Origin of the sequence: Sphingobacterium pedocola, from assembly GCF_015209965.1 — a bacterium.
Classification (GTDB): Bacteria; Bacteroidota; Bacteroidia; order Sphingobacteriales; family Sphingobacteriaceae; genus Sphingobacterium; species Sphingobacterium pedocola.
Genome location: NZ_MU158693.1, coordinates 400154 through 417291 on the forward strand (window position 1 = coordinate 400154; position 17138 = coordinate 417291).

At 40.6% G+C, this 17138-nt stretch carries 14 protein-coding genes and 1 tRNA gene; 8 read left to right on the plus strand and 7 right to left on the minus strand.

The annotated features are described in order from the left end of the window. The first annotated feature begins 336 nt into the window (after positions 1-336). A complete protein-coding gene (locus tag C4F40_RS21240; RefSeq protein ID WP_196941420.1) occupies positions 337-1476 on the plus strand; it encodes an acyl-CoA dehydrogenase in 1140 nt (379 codons plus the stop codon). Positions 1477-1567: 91 nt separating this feature from the next. Here C4F40_RS21240 and C4F40_RS21245 read toward each other — a convergent pair whose 3' ends face one another. The 3 genes from C4F40_RS21245 to proB form a co-directional block, all read right to left on the minus strand. Further along, positions 1568-1954: a hypothetical protein gene (locus C4F40_RS21245; protein ID WP_196941421.1), complete on the minus strand. Its 387-nt coding sequence runs from the start codon at positions 1952-1954 to the stop codon at positions 1568-1570. Positions 1955-2049: 95 nt separating this feature from the next. Then, complete coding sequence (locus C4F40_RS21250) at positions 2050-3297, minus strand: glutamate-5-semialdehyde dehydrogenase (RefSeq protein WP_196941422.1); 1248 nt, start codon at positions 3295-3297, stop codon at positions 2050-2052. 9 nt (positions 3298-3306) lie between these two features. Then, entirely contained in the window at positions 3307-4338 is a 1032-nt protein-coding gene (proB, locus tag C4F40_RS21255) for a glutamate 5-kinase (RefSeq protein ID WP_196941423.1), read from the minus strand. A 161-nt stretch (positions 4339-4499) separates the two neighbouring features. On the opposite strand from proB, the gene C4F40_RS21260 reads away from it, so the two are divergent. After that, positions 4500-4934 (plus strand): hypothetical protein, encoded by a 435-nt coding sequence (locus C4F40_RS21260; protein WP_196941424.1) that lies wholly within the window; start codon positions 4500-4502, stop codon positions 4932-4934. Between the two features lie 21 nt (positions 4935-4955). Here the strand turns inward: C4F40_RS21260 and uvrB are convergent, their stop codons facing one another. After that, a complete protein-coding gene (gene uvrB / locus C4F40_RS21265) occupies positions 4956-6986 on the minus strand; it encodes an excinuclease ABC subunit UvrB (protein ID WP_196941425.1) in 2031 nt (676 codons plus the stop codon). Between the two features lie 129 nt (positions 6987-7115). On the opposite strand from uvrB, the gene upp reads away from it, so the two are divergent. The 3 genes from upp to C4F40_RS21280 all read left to right on the plus strand — a co-directional run bounded on the left by upp (position 7116) and on the right by C4F40_RS21280 (position 8980). Continuing rightward, positions 7116-7763: a uracil phosphoribosyltransferase gene (upp, locus tag C4F40_RS21270; RefSeq protein ID WP_196941426.1), complete on the plus strand. Its 648-nt coding sequence runs from the start codon at positions 7116-7118 to the stop codon at positions 7761-7763. A 100-nt stretch (positions 7764-7863) separates the two neighbouring features. After that, positions 7864-8337 (plus strand): ribonuclease H-like YkuK family protein, encoded by a 474-nt coding sequence (locus C4F40_RS21275; protein WP_196941427.1) that lies wholly within the window; start codon positions 7864-7866, stop codon positions 8335-8337. A 103-nt stretch (positions 8338-8440) separates the two neighbouring features. Then, the gene (locus C4F40_RS21280; protein ID WP_196941428.1) at positions 8441-8980 is read left to right on the plus strand and encodes an AAA family ATPase; all 540 of its coding nucleotides are present in this window, start codon (positions 8441-8443) and stop codon (positions 8978-8980) included. Positions 8981-9383: 403 nt separating this feature from the next. Here C4F40_RS21280 and ahcY read toward each other — a convergent pair whose 3' ends face one another. Then, on the minus strand, positions 9384-10700 hold the full coding sequence (ahcY, locus tag C4F40_RS21285) for an adenosylhomocysteinase (RefSeq protein ID WP_196941429.1): 1317 nt from the start codon (positions 10698-10700) through the stop codon (positions 9384-9386). A gap of 226 nt (positions 10701-10926) precedes the next feature. Between ahcY and C4F40_RS21290 the strand changes: the two genes are divergently transcribed. After that, entirely contained in the window at positions 10927-11337 is a 411-nt protein-coding gene (locus C4F40_RS21290) for a BrxA/BrxB family bacilliredoxin (RefSeq protein ID WP_196941430.1), read from the plus strand. Positions 11338-11432: 95 nt separating this feature from the next. Here the strand turns inward: C4F40_RS21290 and C4F40_RS21295 are convergent, their stop codons facing one another. Further along, a complete protein-coding gene (locus C4F40_RS21295; RefSeq protein WP_196941431.1) occupies positions 11433-14084 on the minus strand; it encodes an alpha-L-rhamnosidase in 2652 nt (883 codons plus the stop codon). A gap of 626 nt (positions 14085-14710) precedes the next feature. Then, positions 14711-14784: transfer RNA gene (locus C4F40_RS21300), tRNA-Pro, on the minus strand. A 259-nt stretch (positions 14785-15043) separates the two neighbouring features. On the opposite strand from C4F40_RS21300, the gene C4F40_RS21305 reads away from it, so the two are divergent. Both C4F40_RS21305 and C4F40_RS21310 read left to right on the plus strand, forming a co-directional pair. Further along, on the plus strand, positions 15044-15949 hold the full coding sequence (locus C4F40_RS21305; protein ID WP_196941432.1) for a hypothetical protein: 906 nt from the start codon (positions 15044-15046) through the stop codon (positions 15947-15949). 207 nt (positions 15950-16156) lie between these two features. Beyond that, complete coding sequence (locus tag C4F40_RS21310) at positions 16157-17134, plus strand: PLP-dependent cysteine synthase family protein (protein WP_196941433.1); 978 nt, start codon at positions 16157-16159, stop codon at positions 17132-17134. Positions 17135-17138: the final 4 nt, after the last annotated feature.

Consider the following 17138-nt stretch of genomic DNA (forward strand, 5'->3'; position numbering starts at 1 on the left):
GTGAGGAGGGAGAGGCCTTGGGGTCATTTCCGAAGACCAACAAAAAGGGCTTCGGAATTTATCCCAGCCTGTGCATTCTCTGTGCAGGAAGGACGGTGCGATAAAGCCGCCTTAAATGGGAGAAACCCTTTGGTCCTTGGGGCTTCCAAGGACTAGGCCTCCGCGGCCAATGAGCGGAAGTAAAATGGAATAAAGAAATTTGGATTAAGAAAACCCTTCCTTTAAATCACCCCCTCTAATTTACTCAATCAATAAATAAAAATTATTTTTAAAAAAAAACTATTATGCAGGCATAGCATTTTTAAGTATATTTGATTACACCATACTAAACACGTTATGTATTTCGAACTATCTGAAGAGCATAAAATGATTCGCGACGCTGCCCGTGAATTCGCACAAGAACTAAAAGCCGGCGCTATCCAACGGGATGAAGAGGCTAAATTTCCTTTTGAGTTCGTCAAAAAAATGGGCGAACTTGGTTTCATGGGCATTATGATTCCCCAAGGATATGGCGGAGCTGGTCTTGATACGCTAGCCTATGTATTAGCACTGGAAGAAATTGCAAAAATTGACGCTTCTGCTGCCGTAATCATGTCTGCACACAACTCGCTAGTGCTATGGGGAATAAACGAATACGGAACCGAAGAACAAAAACAGAAATATCTAGTGCCGCTAGCAACGGGTGAAAAGCTTGGCGCTTTTGCCCTCTCGGAGCCCGAGGCCGGTTCGGATGCGTCTTCGCAACATACTACCGCTGAAGATAAAGGTGATCATTACCTATTGAATGGGACGAAGAACTGGATCACAAACGGGGGTAATGCCGATATTTATTTAATCATTGCGCAAACAGATGTGGAGAAAGGGCATAAAGGAATCAATGTACTTATTGTAGAAAAAGGGTCTACCGGTTTTACGATCGGCCCAAAAGAAAATAAGTTAGGTATCCGCAGTTCTGATACGCATTCACTATTATTTTCAGACGTGAAAGTACCTAAAGAAAACCGGATTGGAGAAGATGGATTTGGATTTAGATTTGCGATGAAAACATTAGACGGCGGACGGATTGGGATCGCTGCGCAAGCACTAGGAATAGCGGCAGGAGCGTATGATTTAGCTTTAGCATATTCCAAAACACGCAAGACTTTCGGAAAACCTATTTCAGATCACCAAGCAATCCAATTTAAATTGGCCGATATGGAAGTTGAAATAGAAGCTGCCCGGCTATTGACATACAAAGCTGCCTGGGTTAAAGATCAAGGATTGCCTTACAGCAAAGAAGCGGCTATGGCAAAACTACACACCTCGGAAGTAGCCATGAAACATACCATAGAAGCCGTGCAAATCCATGGAGGATATGGCTACGTAAAAGAATATCATGTAGAACGCTTCATGCGGGATGCAAAAATAACGCAGATATATGAAGGTACTTCAGAAATACAACGATTAGTGATCGCACGCGAAATACTAAGAGCATAGTTTCTAGACCTCTACCTGCCGGCAGACAGGCTTCCAAAGTCAGGAGCTAGGTAATACAGTTCATACCTAGCTTCTGACTGCTGTTCTCTAATCACTTAAGATGCTTATCAATCGTTGCCAAATGTTCAAAATCTTCAAAAGAAAAATTCCCGGTTTTAGCAGCTTGATACTCCAGTAATAACTTTGCCTTTTGGAGTAACTCCCTTTCCTTATTAATTAGTCCATCGTACAGGAACAATAAAGCTAGAGGACGAATTTGTTCGGGTTCTAAATTATCTGCAAACTGCTTTAATTCATCATCGCCCAATTTTAACAGATCAGCACGCTCCCGTTTAAAAAAATCGCTATATCCTGTTTCAATGTCGACAAGAGCCTGTGACTCGTCAAAGTCTTCCCACTTCCCTACTACTAATCTCAAGAACTTGCCCATTTCATTGATCCAATTCAGGATCGTGTCTTTTTCATACCGTATTCCCATTCTTAAAAATCAAAAGTTAAAAATCTAATGCCTAATATCTCAAATCTAATATCTAACACATAATGTCTAACGCCTAACACCTTAGCATCTCCTCACTACCTCACCTGTCCATTCCCTGTCACAAACCATTTTTCTGTAACCAATTTTTCCAATGCAAAAGGACCACGGGCATGTAATTTCTGCGTCGAGATCCCTATTTCTGCACCTAGCCCAAATTCGCCTCCATCGGTGAAACGTGTTGAAGCATTGGAATAAACCGCAGCGGCATCGACTACATTCATAAAGGTGCTGATGCGATCCGGGTTAGTCGAAACTATACATTCAGAATGCTTGGAGGAATACCGCGCGATGTGGTCTAATGCCTCTTGAAAATTATCAACGACTTTGACAGAACATTTGAAATCCAAAAATTCTCTTCCAAAATCAGATTCATCTGCCTGTAGAAGATGAGGATAGCTTAGGTTTTTCAATGTGACAAACGCATCTTTATCTGCAAAAATCTCGACATCCGCTTCTTGCAATAAAGGAGCTACTTTGCGAAGGAAGTTTTCAGAAACTACGCGGTCGACCAGTATCGTATCTAATGCATTACAGACAGAAGGACGCGAAATCTTCGCGTTTGCTACAATCTTAGCCGCATTTTCCAAATTACCCGTTTCCTCTACATAAGTATGACAGACCCCTGCTCCGGTTTCGATCACCGGAACTTTGGCATTCTGCCGTACAAAATCGATTAGTGATTGGGATCCCCGCGGAATAATAATGTCAACATATTTCGTCGCTGTCAGCAATTCGGCAACAAACTTCCGATCGGTAGGAAGTAATTGAACAATATGTTTATTCAGATCAAACTCAGCGAGAACGATATGAATAAGATCGACTAATATGCTATTGGTAAACCATGCATCCGAACCGCCACGCAATAAACATGCGTTTCCCGATTGAATACAAAGAGCAGCTACATCAATCGTTACATTTGGACGTGACTCATAAATAACCCCCACAACACCCAATGCCACCGATTTCTTTTCAATCCGCAGCCCATTATCTAATTGTTTCGAGAGCAGTACTTTTCCGGTAGGATCTTCCAATTGGCTTACATCTATTACACTTTGGGCCAAGCCTTCAATCCGCTCTTTATTCAATACCAGTCTGTCATATTTCGGATCGGATTTGTCCATACGATCCAAATCTTTTTGATTGGCGGTAATAATCTCTTCCGTATTTTCTATCAAAAGAGAAGACAATCGCATTAACACGTTTCTTTTCGTTTCTAAAGACAGTGGTTGAATAACCTGTTTTGCGCGGCTCGCTTCTATTAATTGTTGTTCTATCGTTTCCATCTCCTACTATTATAAAAGCACAATATCATCAGCATGTGCAATTTCTAAATTTCTTTTATTTTTTTCGCTTTTAAGAGTCGCCGAATCCAATTTAGATTTAGCCACGGCATGAATTATTCCCGCTTCATCTGCGATCTGAAATACCTCGCCAATCTCAAAATCCTGCACGACATTCATCACGCCTACCGCCAACAAACTCTTTCTACTTTGCAAAGCGTGTATAGCCCCTTGGTCCACGGTTACTAGCCCCGAAATCAAACTCCCACTGGCTAACCATTTATTACGGGAAGAAAGTTTCTTCTTTTGTGCGTGGCACACCGTTCCCGTCTCGCCTTTTACCGCTTTTAGTATCCCATTTTCAATCTGCATGCTAAAGATAACCGCCTTAATACCCATTTGATTAGCCAAACGCGCAAAATTCAATTTAGAAGTCATCCCCCCTAGCCCAACAGCAGATTTTTCCTTACGTGCCAAAGCCAGTGCATCTTTGTCGATTACCTTTATTTCCGGAATGACCTGACCGACGGCATCCAAAACACCTGGAACGGATGTGCTAAACAAGATTTGCTCAGCCCCAAATCCAACTGCTATCAAAGTCGCCAGCTCGTCATTATCCGAAAATTTAAGTTCTTTATTACTGACGACATCATTCTCATTCGCAATAGGAATAATGTTATTTTTCCAAAGCGTTTCATAGGTACGCTTGAGTTGCAGAAATTGATCCCGGTTAGCAAAATGCTGACGTTCGCACAGACTCTGCGCCAACGCTATTTTAAAGGGTTTAAAATAGGTTGCATAAGTCCGCACCAATAATGGATTACCAATAGCCGCTGCTGCTTTCCGTTCAGAAAGCGTACCGCTGTACCTAGGAAAGTATTTCTTGCCGGCAGCCACGGCGCCCGAGGACACCAATACAATATTGTAAGCGGATTGTAGCTGAGCTGTTTGTCTTGCAATTTCCAAAACGATTTGCTCATCTATTTCGCCATTAGTTGTAATAGAGGCCGAACCGAATTTGATAACCAAAATTGGCTTCTTCATTTAAATATTATTAATAATACGCGTTGATATTTTGGAAAAATATAAATATATACAGGATTTTCAAGAAAATAAATAATATTATTATTTTCTAATTCCGTTTAAATCAAAAACGACCCTTATTTGTTTAATCTAAAAAACGTACAGCTATACTGGATTACGAAATGAACATACTAATACTACCTTTACTATTCGTTTCCTTAATTGCAATAAGTACTTCTTGTCGCTCTGTTAATACAACGCAGTCTAATAAGCAAGATAGCGTAGACTTCGTCGGAAACGATCGAGATTCAAACGAATGCATTGCGTCTGCCGGATATACCTGGTCAAAGGTAAAACATGCTTGTGTGAGACCTTGGGAACATGGAATAGAATTACATATCTTAAATACGTCTTCCGCTTATCAAACCTCCACTTACATACTAATAGATTCCACAAAAAATGAAGCGGAAATTTTTGTCCCCAATGAGTCACACAGTATCGTATTGCAGGAAAACTCCACTAATCACTATACAAATGGAAAATTCAATTTAACGCAAGAGAATTTTTGCTGGACGTTGAGTCTAAACAACACAAAATTATATCGAGAACAGAAATAGTACAAATCTACGCACTTTCTATTATGCAAAGCGATCTGTATACATTTTCTCCAAAGCAAACATTTCGTCACGCAATTTAGCCGCTTCCAGAAAATCCATATCTTTCGCAGCTTTTTCCATCCGCTTTCTAACCGTATCTACCGCTTTTTTCATCTCCTTCTCACTCATATATTCCATCAAGGGATCAGCAGCTAACAGTGAACCTGCGTCGGGTTCCACGTACGCCTTCGCTTCTCCTGGTTTGTAATCAGCTACGGAAGTTTGTTCTAAAATCTCTTCGCGGCTCTTACCCACCGTACGTGGAGTGATGCCATGCTCTTCGTTGTACATCATCTGCTTATCCCTTCGTCGGTTGGTTTCCTCAATAGTAATACGCATACTTTGAGTCACCTTGTCCGCATACATAATAACCCGCCCTTTCTCATTACGAGCCGCCCGACCTATCGTTTGGATAAGTGATCGTTCAGATCGTAAAAACCCTTCCTTGTCGGCATCTAAGATGGCTACCAAGGTAACCTCCGGTAAATCTAGTCCTTCCCTCAAAAGGTTTACCCCAACCAACACATCAAATTCGCCCAAGCGCAAACCTCTCAGGATTTCCACCCGTTCTAATGTTTTTACTTCAGAGTGGATATAACGTACCTTTATATTAAGCCGACTCATATACTTCGTCAGTTCTTCAGCCATACGCTTCGTTAACGTAGTAGCCAAAATGCGACCGCCATCCTTAATTGCCTTATCGACCTCTTCCAGAAAATCGTCAACTTGGTTAACTGCAGGTTTTATCTCAATAATCGGATCCAATAAGCCTGTCGGACGGATTACTTGTTCCACGACGACACCTTCCGTCTGCTGTAATTCATAATCTCCAGGGGTAGCCGACACATATACTGTTTGATTCGTCAGCGATTCAAACTCGGGAAAATTTAACGGTCTATTATCCAAAGCGGCTGGTAACCGGAACCCATACTCTACCAGCGAAATTTTACGGGAGCGATCTCCTCCATACATCGCACGGAGCTGAGGCAACGTAACATGACTCTCATCTATGACCAATAGATAATCTTCGGGAAAATAATCCAACAAACAGAAGGGTCTCATCCCGGGTTCCCTACCATCAAAGAATCTTGAATAGTTCTCAATTCCTGAGCAGTATCCAAGTTCCCGCATCATTTCCAAATCATAGTTTACGCGTTCTTCGAGACGCTTCGCCTCTAACATCTTTCCTTCTCCTTCCAATTGCTCTTTTCGCTGCATCAATTCTTCTTGAATACGCCATATAGATTCGGTAAATTTTTCCTTGGGCGTTACAAATAGATTAGCCGGAAATAGGGACAGCGCTTCATGGTGGGCCAATGTTTTCCCACTGCCGGGGTCGATTTCGCTCAGCTCATCAATTTCGTCGCCGAAAAAGGATATACGATAAGCGTTATCAAGATAGGCAGGATATATATCTACAGTATCCCCTTTAACCCGAAACGTCCCACGTTTAAAATCGCTAGTTGTACGGGAATACAGAATTTCAACCAATTTATGCAAAAATGCATTGCGTGAAATGGTCGTTCCAACGCCAAATCTAAAAATAGAACGAGAAAAATCTTCTGGATTCCCCATACCATAAATACAGGATACAGAAGAGACAACAATTACATCTCTACGGCCTGACATAAGTGCAGATGTTGTCGCTAAGCGTAACTTTTCAATTTCCTCATTGATTGCTAAATCCTTCTCAATGTATGTATTTGAAGAGGCGATAAAAGCTTCAGGTTGGTAATAATCGTAATAAGAGACAAAGTATTGAACGGAATTCTCCGGAAAAAACTGTTTGAATTCGCCATAAAGCTGAGCCGCCAAAGTCTTATTGTGGCTTAATATTAGTGTTGGCTTTTGGGTTTGTTGAATCACGTTGGCAACAGTAAACGTTTTACCAGACCCGGTTACCCCCAACAGTGTTTGATATTGCTCTCCCTCATTCACCCCAGCCACTAATTCCTTGATAGCCTGCGGTTGATCCCCAGTCGGCTTATATTCCGATGTTAATTGAAATTCCATATTACTTCGTGAAATGTAAACTTAATAAAAATGTTCGTCATCTTTATACTCCGTACAATAATGTAGCCTGAAATAAACATTCAATGATTTTTTTTGTTAAATTGGTAGAAATTAAAAAACCCGAACGCTATGATCAACATTCTCACCCAACACAATAGCATAGCAAATCATTTTTTAGCCGAATTACGCGATGTCCATATACAACAAGATAGATTACGCTTCCGTAAAAACTTAGAGCGTATAGGTGAAATTATGGCATATGAAATCAGCAAAACATTTCAATATAAACTTCATGAAGTAGAAACGCCGTTGGGAGTCGCCAACACACAGCAACTTGTAGAGCATCCTGTTCTCGCTACTATTATCCGCGCCGGCTTACCTTTCCACCAGGGCTTTCTGAATGTATTTGATAAGTCGGACAGCGGCTTTATAGCTGCCTACCGTCACACTAAAAAAAGTGGTGAATTCGAAGTGCATAAAAAATACGTGAATACACCCAATCTTGATGACAAGCTTGTCATTATGGTAGATCCTATGCTCGCCACCGGGAGAAGTATCGTATTATGCTGCAAAGAGCTGTTAGCGGAATATAATATCAGGGAACTTCATATTGCCGCAGTCATTGCATCGGAAGAAGGCATCCAACATGTGAGGGCATTCGTACCTGAAGCACATATATGGATAGGTGACGTTGACAACGAATTGACCAGCAAATCATATATTGTCCCAGGACTCGGAGATGCCGGAGATTTGGCGTATGGTAATAAAGAAGAATAACACCACACGTACTAGCTCATTTGCGCTAGTCAAAATTTAATATGTAATTAACACAAAATGAACACTATATCCTTAAATTTAATTCATAAAAAACAACATTATGGAATGGCACAAATACAGTGGCGAAGTTATACGGATTCCTATCAATGAAGCTGTTGAAGAAATCATACGTAAAGAAGCCCATGTAGGTAACAAGCTTAAGGTTTACGTCGGAACCGACTCTCAGGTAAAACGAGGAATAGTCGAATTCGCAACCGTCATAGTCTTCTTACGAGAGCACAAAGGAGGGTTTATGTTTGTTCAACGGGACAAAAAGCAGCATCGAATGAGCATAAAAGAACGTATGCTCATTGAAGTTCAAAAATCGATAGAAATAGCCTATCATCTCTGCCCTCTCCTTGATCAATACCACATTGATCTGGAAGTCCACGCCGACATCAATACCAATCCAAATTTCCAGTCTAACGTAGCGCTTAAAGAAGCGATGGGTTACATCATGGGAATGGGATTTATTTTCAAGGCCAAACCGGAATCATTTGCAAGTACAGCCTGTGCTAATAAGGCAGTACAATAGCAAGCGGACGGTTTTTCTTGTTTTCAGTGCATCTTTAGTTGTAAAACAATTGAAGTATGGAATCGTCGTCCAAAAGAAAAATTTTCGGTATTATTGCCTCAACATGAACAATAATCAAAACAGACTACTAAAAATAGCTGTCGTCGGTCCAGAATCTACTGGGAAATCCACAATGGCTCGCTATTTAGCCGAACAATACGATACGGTTTGTGTACCCGAATACGCTCGATACTATTGCAAAAATCTTCACAATAATTATACGCTGCAAGATGAAGTTAATATGTTTTATGGGCAAATCGCGCTCGAAGAGGCCCTGATCCCGCTTTGCCGTAACAATTTCATGATAGCAGACGTCACGATCATGACAATAAAGATATGGTGCGACCACCTTTTTGGAGATACACCTCAGGAAGTGAAGGAAGAAATTTCCCGAAGACATTACGACTTTTATCTTCTGATGGACATTGACTTGCCCTGGCAGGATGACCCGTTACGGGATTTCCCCGATCAACGTGAACATTTTATGGAAGTATGGAAACGGGAGCTGGATGATTTGGAAGCTAAATATGCGATTGTATCCGGCCTGGGCGATGAACGTCTAAACAATGCTTTGAAAGCTATAAAAGAAAGCGTATTTCAATAAAATTACTCCCTACACGTCACTGCCTGTGGTAGGCCAATGTTGTCTAGTTAAGAAGGAGCTGTTTAAAAAGGTCTTACAAAGCGTATAAAAACGTCATTTCGACTAAAGGGAGCACCGAGCCTGCGAGCTCGCCGTAGGCAAATCTAACGACACATATAAAGCATTTAAAATCAAATACACTTCAATTATTCATGCGTTTAGATAGATTTATCTTCGATGAGCCTTTCGGGGTTCTCCTCGTTCCTCGTCGAAATGACGATATAATTACTTATGATACAGCCCTGTTACTTCTTTATATCTCGTCACTGCGAGGAGGTACGACGCGGGAGTCTTCTTTAACGCATCAATTAAGATTGCTTCGTCCTCAGTCTTCCTTCTCGCAATGACGACGAGTTATAATGACTTAGTATCTGTAGGCATCTGATTTAAAAGGTCCATCTACAGACACCCCAATGTAAGCTGCCTGATCTTCCGTTAATGTATCCAACACCACACCAATATGTGCTAAATGAAGACGGGCAACTTTCTCATCTAAATGCTTCGGCAACGTGTACACTTTATTTTCGTAAGCCGCCGTATTTGTCCAGAGTTCTAATTGAGCCAACGTTTGGTTGGTGAACGAATTTGACATAACAAAAGAAGGGTGCCCTGTAGCGCAACCTAAATTAACTAAACGACCTTCAGCTAATAAGATAATATCCTTTCCGTCGATGGTGTATTTATCCACTTGAGGTTTGATTTCAACTTTAGTATCGCCATAATTAGTATTAAGCCAAGCCACGTCAATTTCATTATCAAAGTGTCCGATATTACAAACGACAGCTTTATCTTTCATTACTTTAAAATGCTCAGCGCGAACGATATCTTTATTACCTGTCGTAGTTACCACGATATTGGCCTCCTTCACCGCTTCAGCAAATTTTTTCACTTCAAATCCTTCCATTGCTGCTTGCAAAGCACATATCGGATCAATTTCCGTAACGATTACACGCACACCCGCCGAACGTAATGATTCTGCAGATCCCTTTCCCACGTCGCCATAACCCGCTACTACTGCTACTTTACCCGCTAACATTAAGTCTGTTGCGCGGCGGATCGCATCTACCAACGATTCACGACATCCATATTTATTATCAAATTTAGACTTCGTCACAGAATCATTGACATTGATTGCCGGCAAGTGTAAGGTGCCGTTTTTCATGCGCTCATACAAGCGGTGCACGCCTGTTGTGGTTTCTTCTGACAGCCCCTTGATTCCTGCAATCAATTCCGGAAATTTATCAAAGACCATATTTGTCAAATCTCCCCCGTCGTCCAATATCATATTTAACGGTTGACGTTCCTCACCGAAAAATAATGTTTGCTCAATACACCAGTTAAACTCTTCTTCAGTCAATCCTTTCCATGCATACACCGGAATACCCGCGGCAGCGATAGCAGCAGCAGCATGATCTTGCGTAGAAAAGATATTACAAGAAGACCAGCTGACATCTGCACCCAATTCTACCAAGGTTTCAATCAATACTGCAGTTTGAATCGTCATATGGAGACAACCTGCAATACGAGCACCTTTTAATGGTTTGGCAGCTCCAAATTCTGCACGCAAACTCATTAATCCGGGCATCTCTGCTTCCGCTAATTCTATTTCTTTGCGACCCCACTCTGCTAACGTAATATCTTTTACTTTGTAAGGAACGTAAGTAGTTTCTAATGATGACATAATGTATTCTTTAAATATTTTAGAAGGACAAAATTACTTGAAAATCAGTTCAATTCAAAGCCTTAAATTCTATTGGAATGCAAAAGTGACATTATATTGAGGATAGAAACTTGACATGCGCGATTTTATAAATTATCTTTGTATCAGACATTCATCAAGAACATATACTATATTGTTAATGGGATGTCTTGATATTTTTTAATTTTGACTTTTTAATTTAATAAAAATGTATCCAGAATATTTAGTAGCTCCTATGCGTCAAGAATTAGTGGACGCAGGCTTCCAAGAACTTAAATCTACTGAAGAAGTGGATTCTGCAATTCCTTCCGAAGGAACCGTGTTCGTGGTGGTAAATTCGGTATGCGGATGTGCTGCAGCCAATGCTCGTCCTGCAGCGAAGGCTGCGGTTAAAAACGAGAAGCATCCCGATAAATTAGTCACTGTATTTGCAGGGATGGAAAAAGATGCCGTAGATAAAGCGCGTCAATACATGTTGCCTTATCCGCCATCTTCACCGGCAATGGCATTATTCAAAGATGGCAAATTAGTGCATATGATCGAAAGACATATGATAGAAGGTCGTCCTGCCCAAATGATTGCAGATAATCTTGTAGCAGCATTTGACGAATACTGTTAATCATTAGATTTTGATTATTTTTGAATTTAAAAGGCTTCTCGGAACAGAGAAGCCTTTTTTAGTTGAATCCCCTTATCAATTGAGGACATCAAATCTTACTTTAGTTTTAGATTCAATCGATGTTTCCCAGCGACTAAGTCTATCGGTTCATTGCCTTCCACATTTTCGGGAGGATAAAATTTTGCCGTGGAATTTGCTGGAATCTGTATATCATAAACGACTGTCTTTTTAGTCTTTTTCCAGCTGGATACAATGTTACCGTAGGGCGATCGGTGTGTTACTTCTGATTGATCCAGTCCTGTTGGGAATATCGGTCGGAGTAAAATGTTTTTAAATCCAGGTTGATCTGGATCGGGCATAATGCCTCCGATTGATTTAAAGAACCACCCGCCGATTTCTCCGAACATCATATGATTATCTGAGATATCTCTTTTAGCATCTAAATCCCAGTTTTCGAGCAACGTCGTTGCGCCGTTTACAACCCACCATCCCCATGAAGGATAAGTATTCTGAACGGCCACTTTATATGCAGTCTCACCGTATCCATTACTATTCAACGCATTTAATAGAGCTTTCGCACCTAATACGCCTACATCGAGATGAAAATCCGTTTCCGCCAATTTTTCATTGAGATTAGCAGCTACCTTAGCCTTTATATTTTCCGGGACAATCCCCCAATGTAACGGCACACTCAATTCAGTTTGTGTGCCATCCGCATATATTCCGGATTCAGTATTCAAGAATTTGCTGTTAACAGCTTGCTTGATTTTTTTACGCAGTGCATCGTATTTCTTGTAATCGTCTACCCGTCCAAACAGTTCGGCCGCCGAAGCCAAAATAGTTGCATCCACATAAAAATAGACAGAGGATGTAAGCTCGATATTTGACCCCGACTTTACTGGAACCCAGTCCCCACGCCCGAAAGTGGTCAGTCCGTCCGGGCTGATGCGGTCAACATAATCGATGTACCGTTTTATATTTTCATAACAATCCGCTAAAAGCCGGCTATCGCCAGAAAACATGTAAACTTGCCAAGGAATAATGGCAATCGTACTCGTCCAGTCCAGCCCATTGGCCGTACCGTATCCCCATCCACCGGTCGGAATGATATCCGGCAATACACCATTTGGTTGTTGTTCATCCCGATGGTCTGCCAACCATTTTTCGTAAACAGTTATTCCGTTAAAATTATATAATGCCGTCTCAATAGCTAGGTGTCCGTCGCCCGTCCAACCGTTTTTCTCTCTTTGCGGACAATCTGTCGGATAGCCCATTAGGTTGGATAGGTAAGCGTTATTCGTTACCTTCCAGAGGTCATTCACTAGTTTTGAGGAAGTCCTTACCTCACCTACCGGATCAACATCACTATGCATAAAATAAGCGATTAGATTCGATTCATCGAGCGCAATAGGATTACTACTGGTAATTTCAACATAACGAAAGCCCTTATAGTTAAACTTTGGCATAAACTCATCTTCTTTTTTGCCACTCAGTATAACAACGTCTGTCTGGAATGGATCTTTTTCTTTATCTCCTCGGTAGTACACATCGATATTGGACATATCCAAGCGACCGTCTTCATACAGACGTTCGCCGTGCTTTATTTTTAGCACAGTTCCTTCTATGCCCTTTACTTTAAGATGTGTAACACCGGCCATATTCTGTCCCATATCAAAAACATAGGTTTTCTCGTCAAATTTTTTAAGCGATATCGCGTTATAGGTCCTGACTAACCGTACAGGCACTACCTGTTGTGAGACGATGTGCTTCGAGGGCGCGCTTCGATATTGAATACCATGCCACTTAGCGTCATCAAAACCCGGCTCGTCCCAGCCTTCCTGCTCCAAACGAGCATCATAGTGTTCGCCTGTATATATGTTATTGGATATAATAGGGCCAGACGATGTTTTCCAGTCACGTTCCGATACAATAGTTTCTTCGGTTCCATCTGTATAGATTATGCGAAGATCCAAACAAAATGTTGGCCTTGCCCTCCAAGGCGCATTGTGAAAATTCCAGACAGCAAGCGGCTGATGGTTGTACCATCCATTGCCTAATACGACCCCCACAGCATTTGCCCCAGACTGAAGATACGCCGTTACATCATGCACAACATACAGGGTGCGTCTGTCAAAACGCGTATACATGGGATCCAATCGATGATCTCCGACCCTTTTTCCGTTCATGGAAAGCTCATATAATCCTGCTGCAGCTATGTATGCCCGAGCAGACTTAATCGTCTTTTCTATTTCAAATTGCTTTCTGAAATAGGGCGCTTCTTTATGATGAATATCATGATGGTCGCTAATCCAGCTACCCTTCCAATTATTACTCCCCATCATGCCTGTTTCAAAAGCTGCTACCGCTGAAGGTTGCGGCTTTCCGTCTTTATCCCACACTATCACTTTCCAAAAATATCTTGTTTGCGGATTTAGCTTTTGACCAGCGTATGAGATCAGGATATCTGCTTTGGATCGCTTACCCGTATCCCAACATTTGCCCTGATTATGCACAATTTCCATTGAATCGGTACCGACAAACACCTGATATGCTGTTTGCTTTGCCCCTTGCCTATCGTCCCTCAACATCCAAATCAATCTGGGATTCTGTAGATCTATCCCTATAGGATTAATTAGATGCTCACATTTCAACTCGATGGGTCCACGGCTTATCAGAGAGCTCTCTCCATAAAGATTTCCGCTTAATCCCAAAACCAGCAACAATAAAATTTTCCTCGTTTTCTCCATGTGATATATGCTATTAAATACTATAATCTGCGTCCGCTTTATTTTTATATTACTATGTAGGTTCCGGACTACTTGATAAATGAAAACACCGCCGTTCCTCACAACTTAGATTCAATATTGAGCAACAAAATAAACCCCCTGAGCTGAATCTATTCAACAATTAGTTTAAATTTAAGCTGATAACCGGTGTTGAGCAAATCATATCCATGGCATCCTTAACAGCGAATATCATGTGCGTGACTGACAAATTCCCGGTAGCTAATCATAGCAGTGTTTTTTTGCACAAGAAACAATAATAAGGGCCAATTAAAAGTAGCGTAATGCCGTTTAATCATGTTCATACAGAGCTAATATCATAAAGGTATACCAAACTTAGATAAATTGCTTTGCATTCACGAATACCTAATGCAAAATATTAATTTGAAATTTGCGCTCGCTCGGTTTTCATCAGTCAACCCCCAAAACAAAAAAAGTCCGACTTTCGTCAGACTATTTTTTGTCGGGGTGGCAGGATTGGCTCAGCCCCTCGGTTCCCCAACACGGCCTTGAAGCCTCCTGCGGATCGAACCACGGTTCTCATCCCGCCACAAACAAAAATAGTCCGACTTTCGTCAGACTATTTTTTGTCGGGGTGGCAGGATTCGAACCTACGACCTCCTGCTCCCAAAGCAGGCGCGATACCGGGCTACGCTACACCCCGAAAAGGTATCACCTTTAAAGTGATGCAAATATAAGAAGCTTTTTTAAATTATCAACATCAATAGCAAACTTAAATTGCAACTCCTTGATTTTTTGAAAGATATTTTAAAATTACAGTCTCCTCACATAGGTCTGAAGGATTCAAAACAACGATCTCGTTTTAAACATACTGGATAAATCCACTAACAATTGCATATTTATAATATATCTTTCAAAATTTAGTTATATTTAGTAGATGTTTATCTCTTTTTTAAATTCGTATGAAGATTAAATTTACTACAGTCAGCATAATTGCACTGTTCATGTCCGTTTCTTGTCAAAACGACAACAGAACTAACACGAGCACAAATTCTGAAAATATAGATACGGCTGCTGCCTCGAGCGATTACACGCTTACTAAAGCGGATCAATTTGAGGATTACTTACTTGCATTGGATACGACAGATATTAATAGCATCACAAAAGCCACAAATAAGTTCTCTGAAATCTTCTCAAAAGATGACAGTATTCAAAATGACGAGGGTATATTAAAATTTCTAGCGTATCAAGAAAAAGTAGAATTGAACGGGAATGAAAAAATAATAGACGAGCGCAAAGACTATGCACAGCTCGTTGACATCGAATATAATAATAAAAAAGCGCCAGAGGAATTAAGCGCTTTTCATAGGCAAATCAATAATAATGGATTCCGAATTGTACAGTCTGAAGGAATGTACTATATAAAATCTTACCCTACCTATATAGAACAAAATTTTTATGCGTATGCCTCTCCGACAATGGAGATATACCTCAGACAATTGGCAAAAGAAAATTTGGAAGGCTTTGCAAATGATGCCGCTATCGTTATTCCGTTTGAAACATTCGTGCAACGTACTATCTGGTGGGAAGATTTCGGTCAGTCGATTAGCAATAAACACCTCCAAACCAAAGCCAATGAACAATATGAAGCGTATTTACGCTATTTAACCATTGGTCTGAACAATACCCCGGCTATAAATTACGAGAATAAGGCAGAGGAATACTTCGTAAATGCATACGCTTATTTAGAAGAAGTGTACCCTACTTCAGAAACTTATGTAACGCTTAAACCGTATATCGAACTGATTAAAAGAAACAAAATAACAGAGGCTAAGGAAATGTCTCTTCAGATGATAAAACAACAATAACCCGTGTCATCGATATGCCTACCACAGATAGGGTATCTGCAATTCCATTATGTGCATTTCAATGTTTATCGTACATTTGCTATTGTCAATGAACGAGACTGACCTCGAAATTGTTGGGTAATTAACACAAAATAACATAAATAATAGTATAGCGATAGACGATAAATCTCTTCTAAGCGTTATATACTTAAAAGGAGAAAAGATATTTTGACACGTGATTTTATAGGCAATACACCTATCCGGAGATGCCACTACCTATCTTCACAATACAATACAAACATATTCATTAAGGAGGAATTTCATAATCCGGGCATGTCGTCAAAAGATAGGCCTGCACTTTTTATGATAGAAGAAGCTATTCGAAATGGGAAAATAAAACCCGGTGGCACTTTCGTGGAAGCAAGTAGCGGAAATACGGGCTATGGTCTGGCAATGATTGCAAGAGAGATGGGCTACACATCGAAAATTTTCGTCTCAAAATCTTGTTCACTTGAAAAGGTCGAAATTCTGAAGTCTGTTGGAGCGGAAGTCGAAATATGCGACAATTCTAATGGCTTACATGACTTTTATTCTACGCAATTTAAGGCGCAATCCTATGCCGCAAACAATACGAATTCTTATTTTACCAATCAATATTATAATTCCTCTAATATAAAAGCGCATTATCGAACAACAGCTCCTGAGATATGGAATCAGATGAAAGGTGAAGTGACCCATTTTATAGCCGGAATAGGAACAGGAGGTACAATATCAGGTGTAGGAAGATTTTTCAAAGAAAAAAATATAAATGTAAAAATTTGGGGAGTCGAACCTATTGGTTCTATCCTATCCCACTTTTTGGCACACGGGACACTACCCGAAGAATACAAAACTTTAGAGCCTATCGAAGGAATTGGGAGAACGTTTATTCCCGGATCTTTGGATATCAATTCGGTGGATAAAATTTTTCAAATAGGAATATTGGACAGCGAATCCGCAGCTCAAGAATACAAAAATAAAACAGGTTTTCTAGCCGGATTCTCCAGTGCAGCTATTATTGCTACATTAAAAAAACACATAAATGATTTAGCTCTTAAGCCGACCGACAGCATAGTGTTGTTGTTTCCAGACCACGGAAGCAGATACCTGTCAAAGCTCTATTCAAAAAGCAATATAGTAAATGAAAAATCAAAGATTAATTGCTAATTAG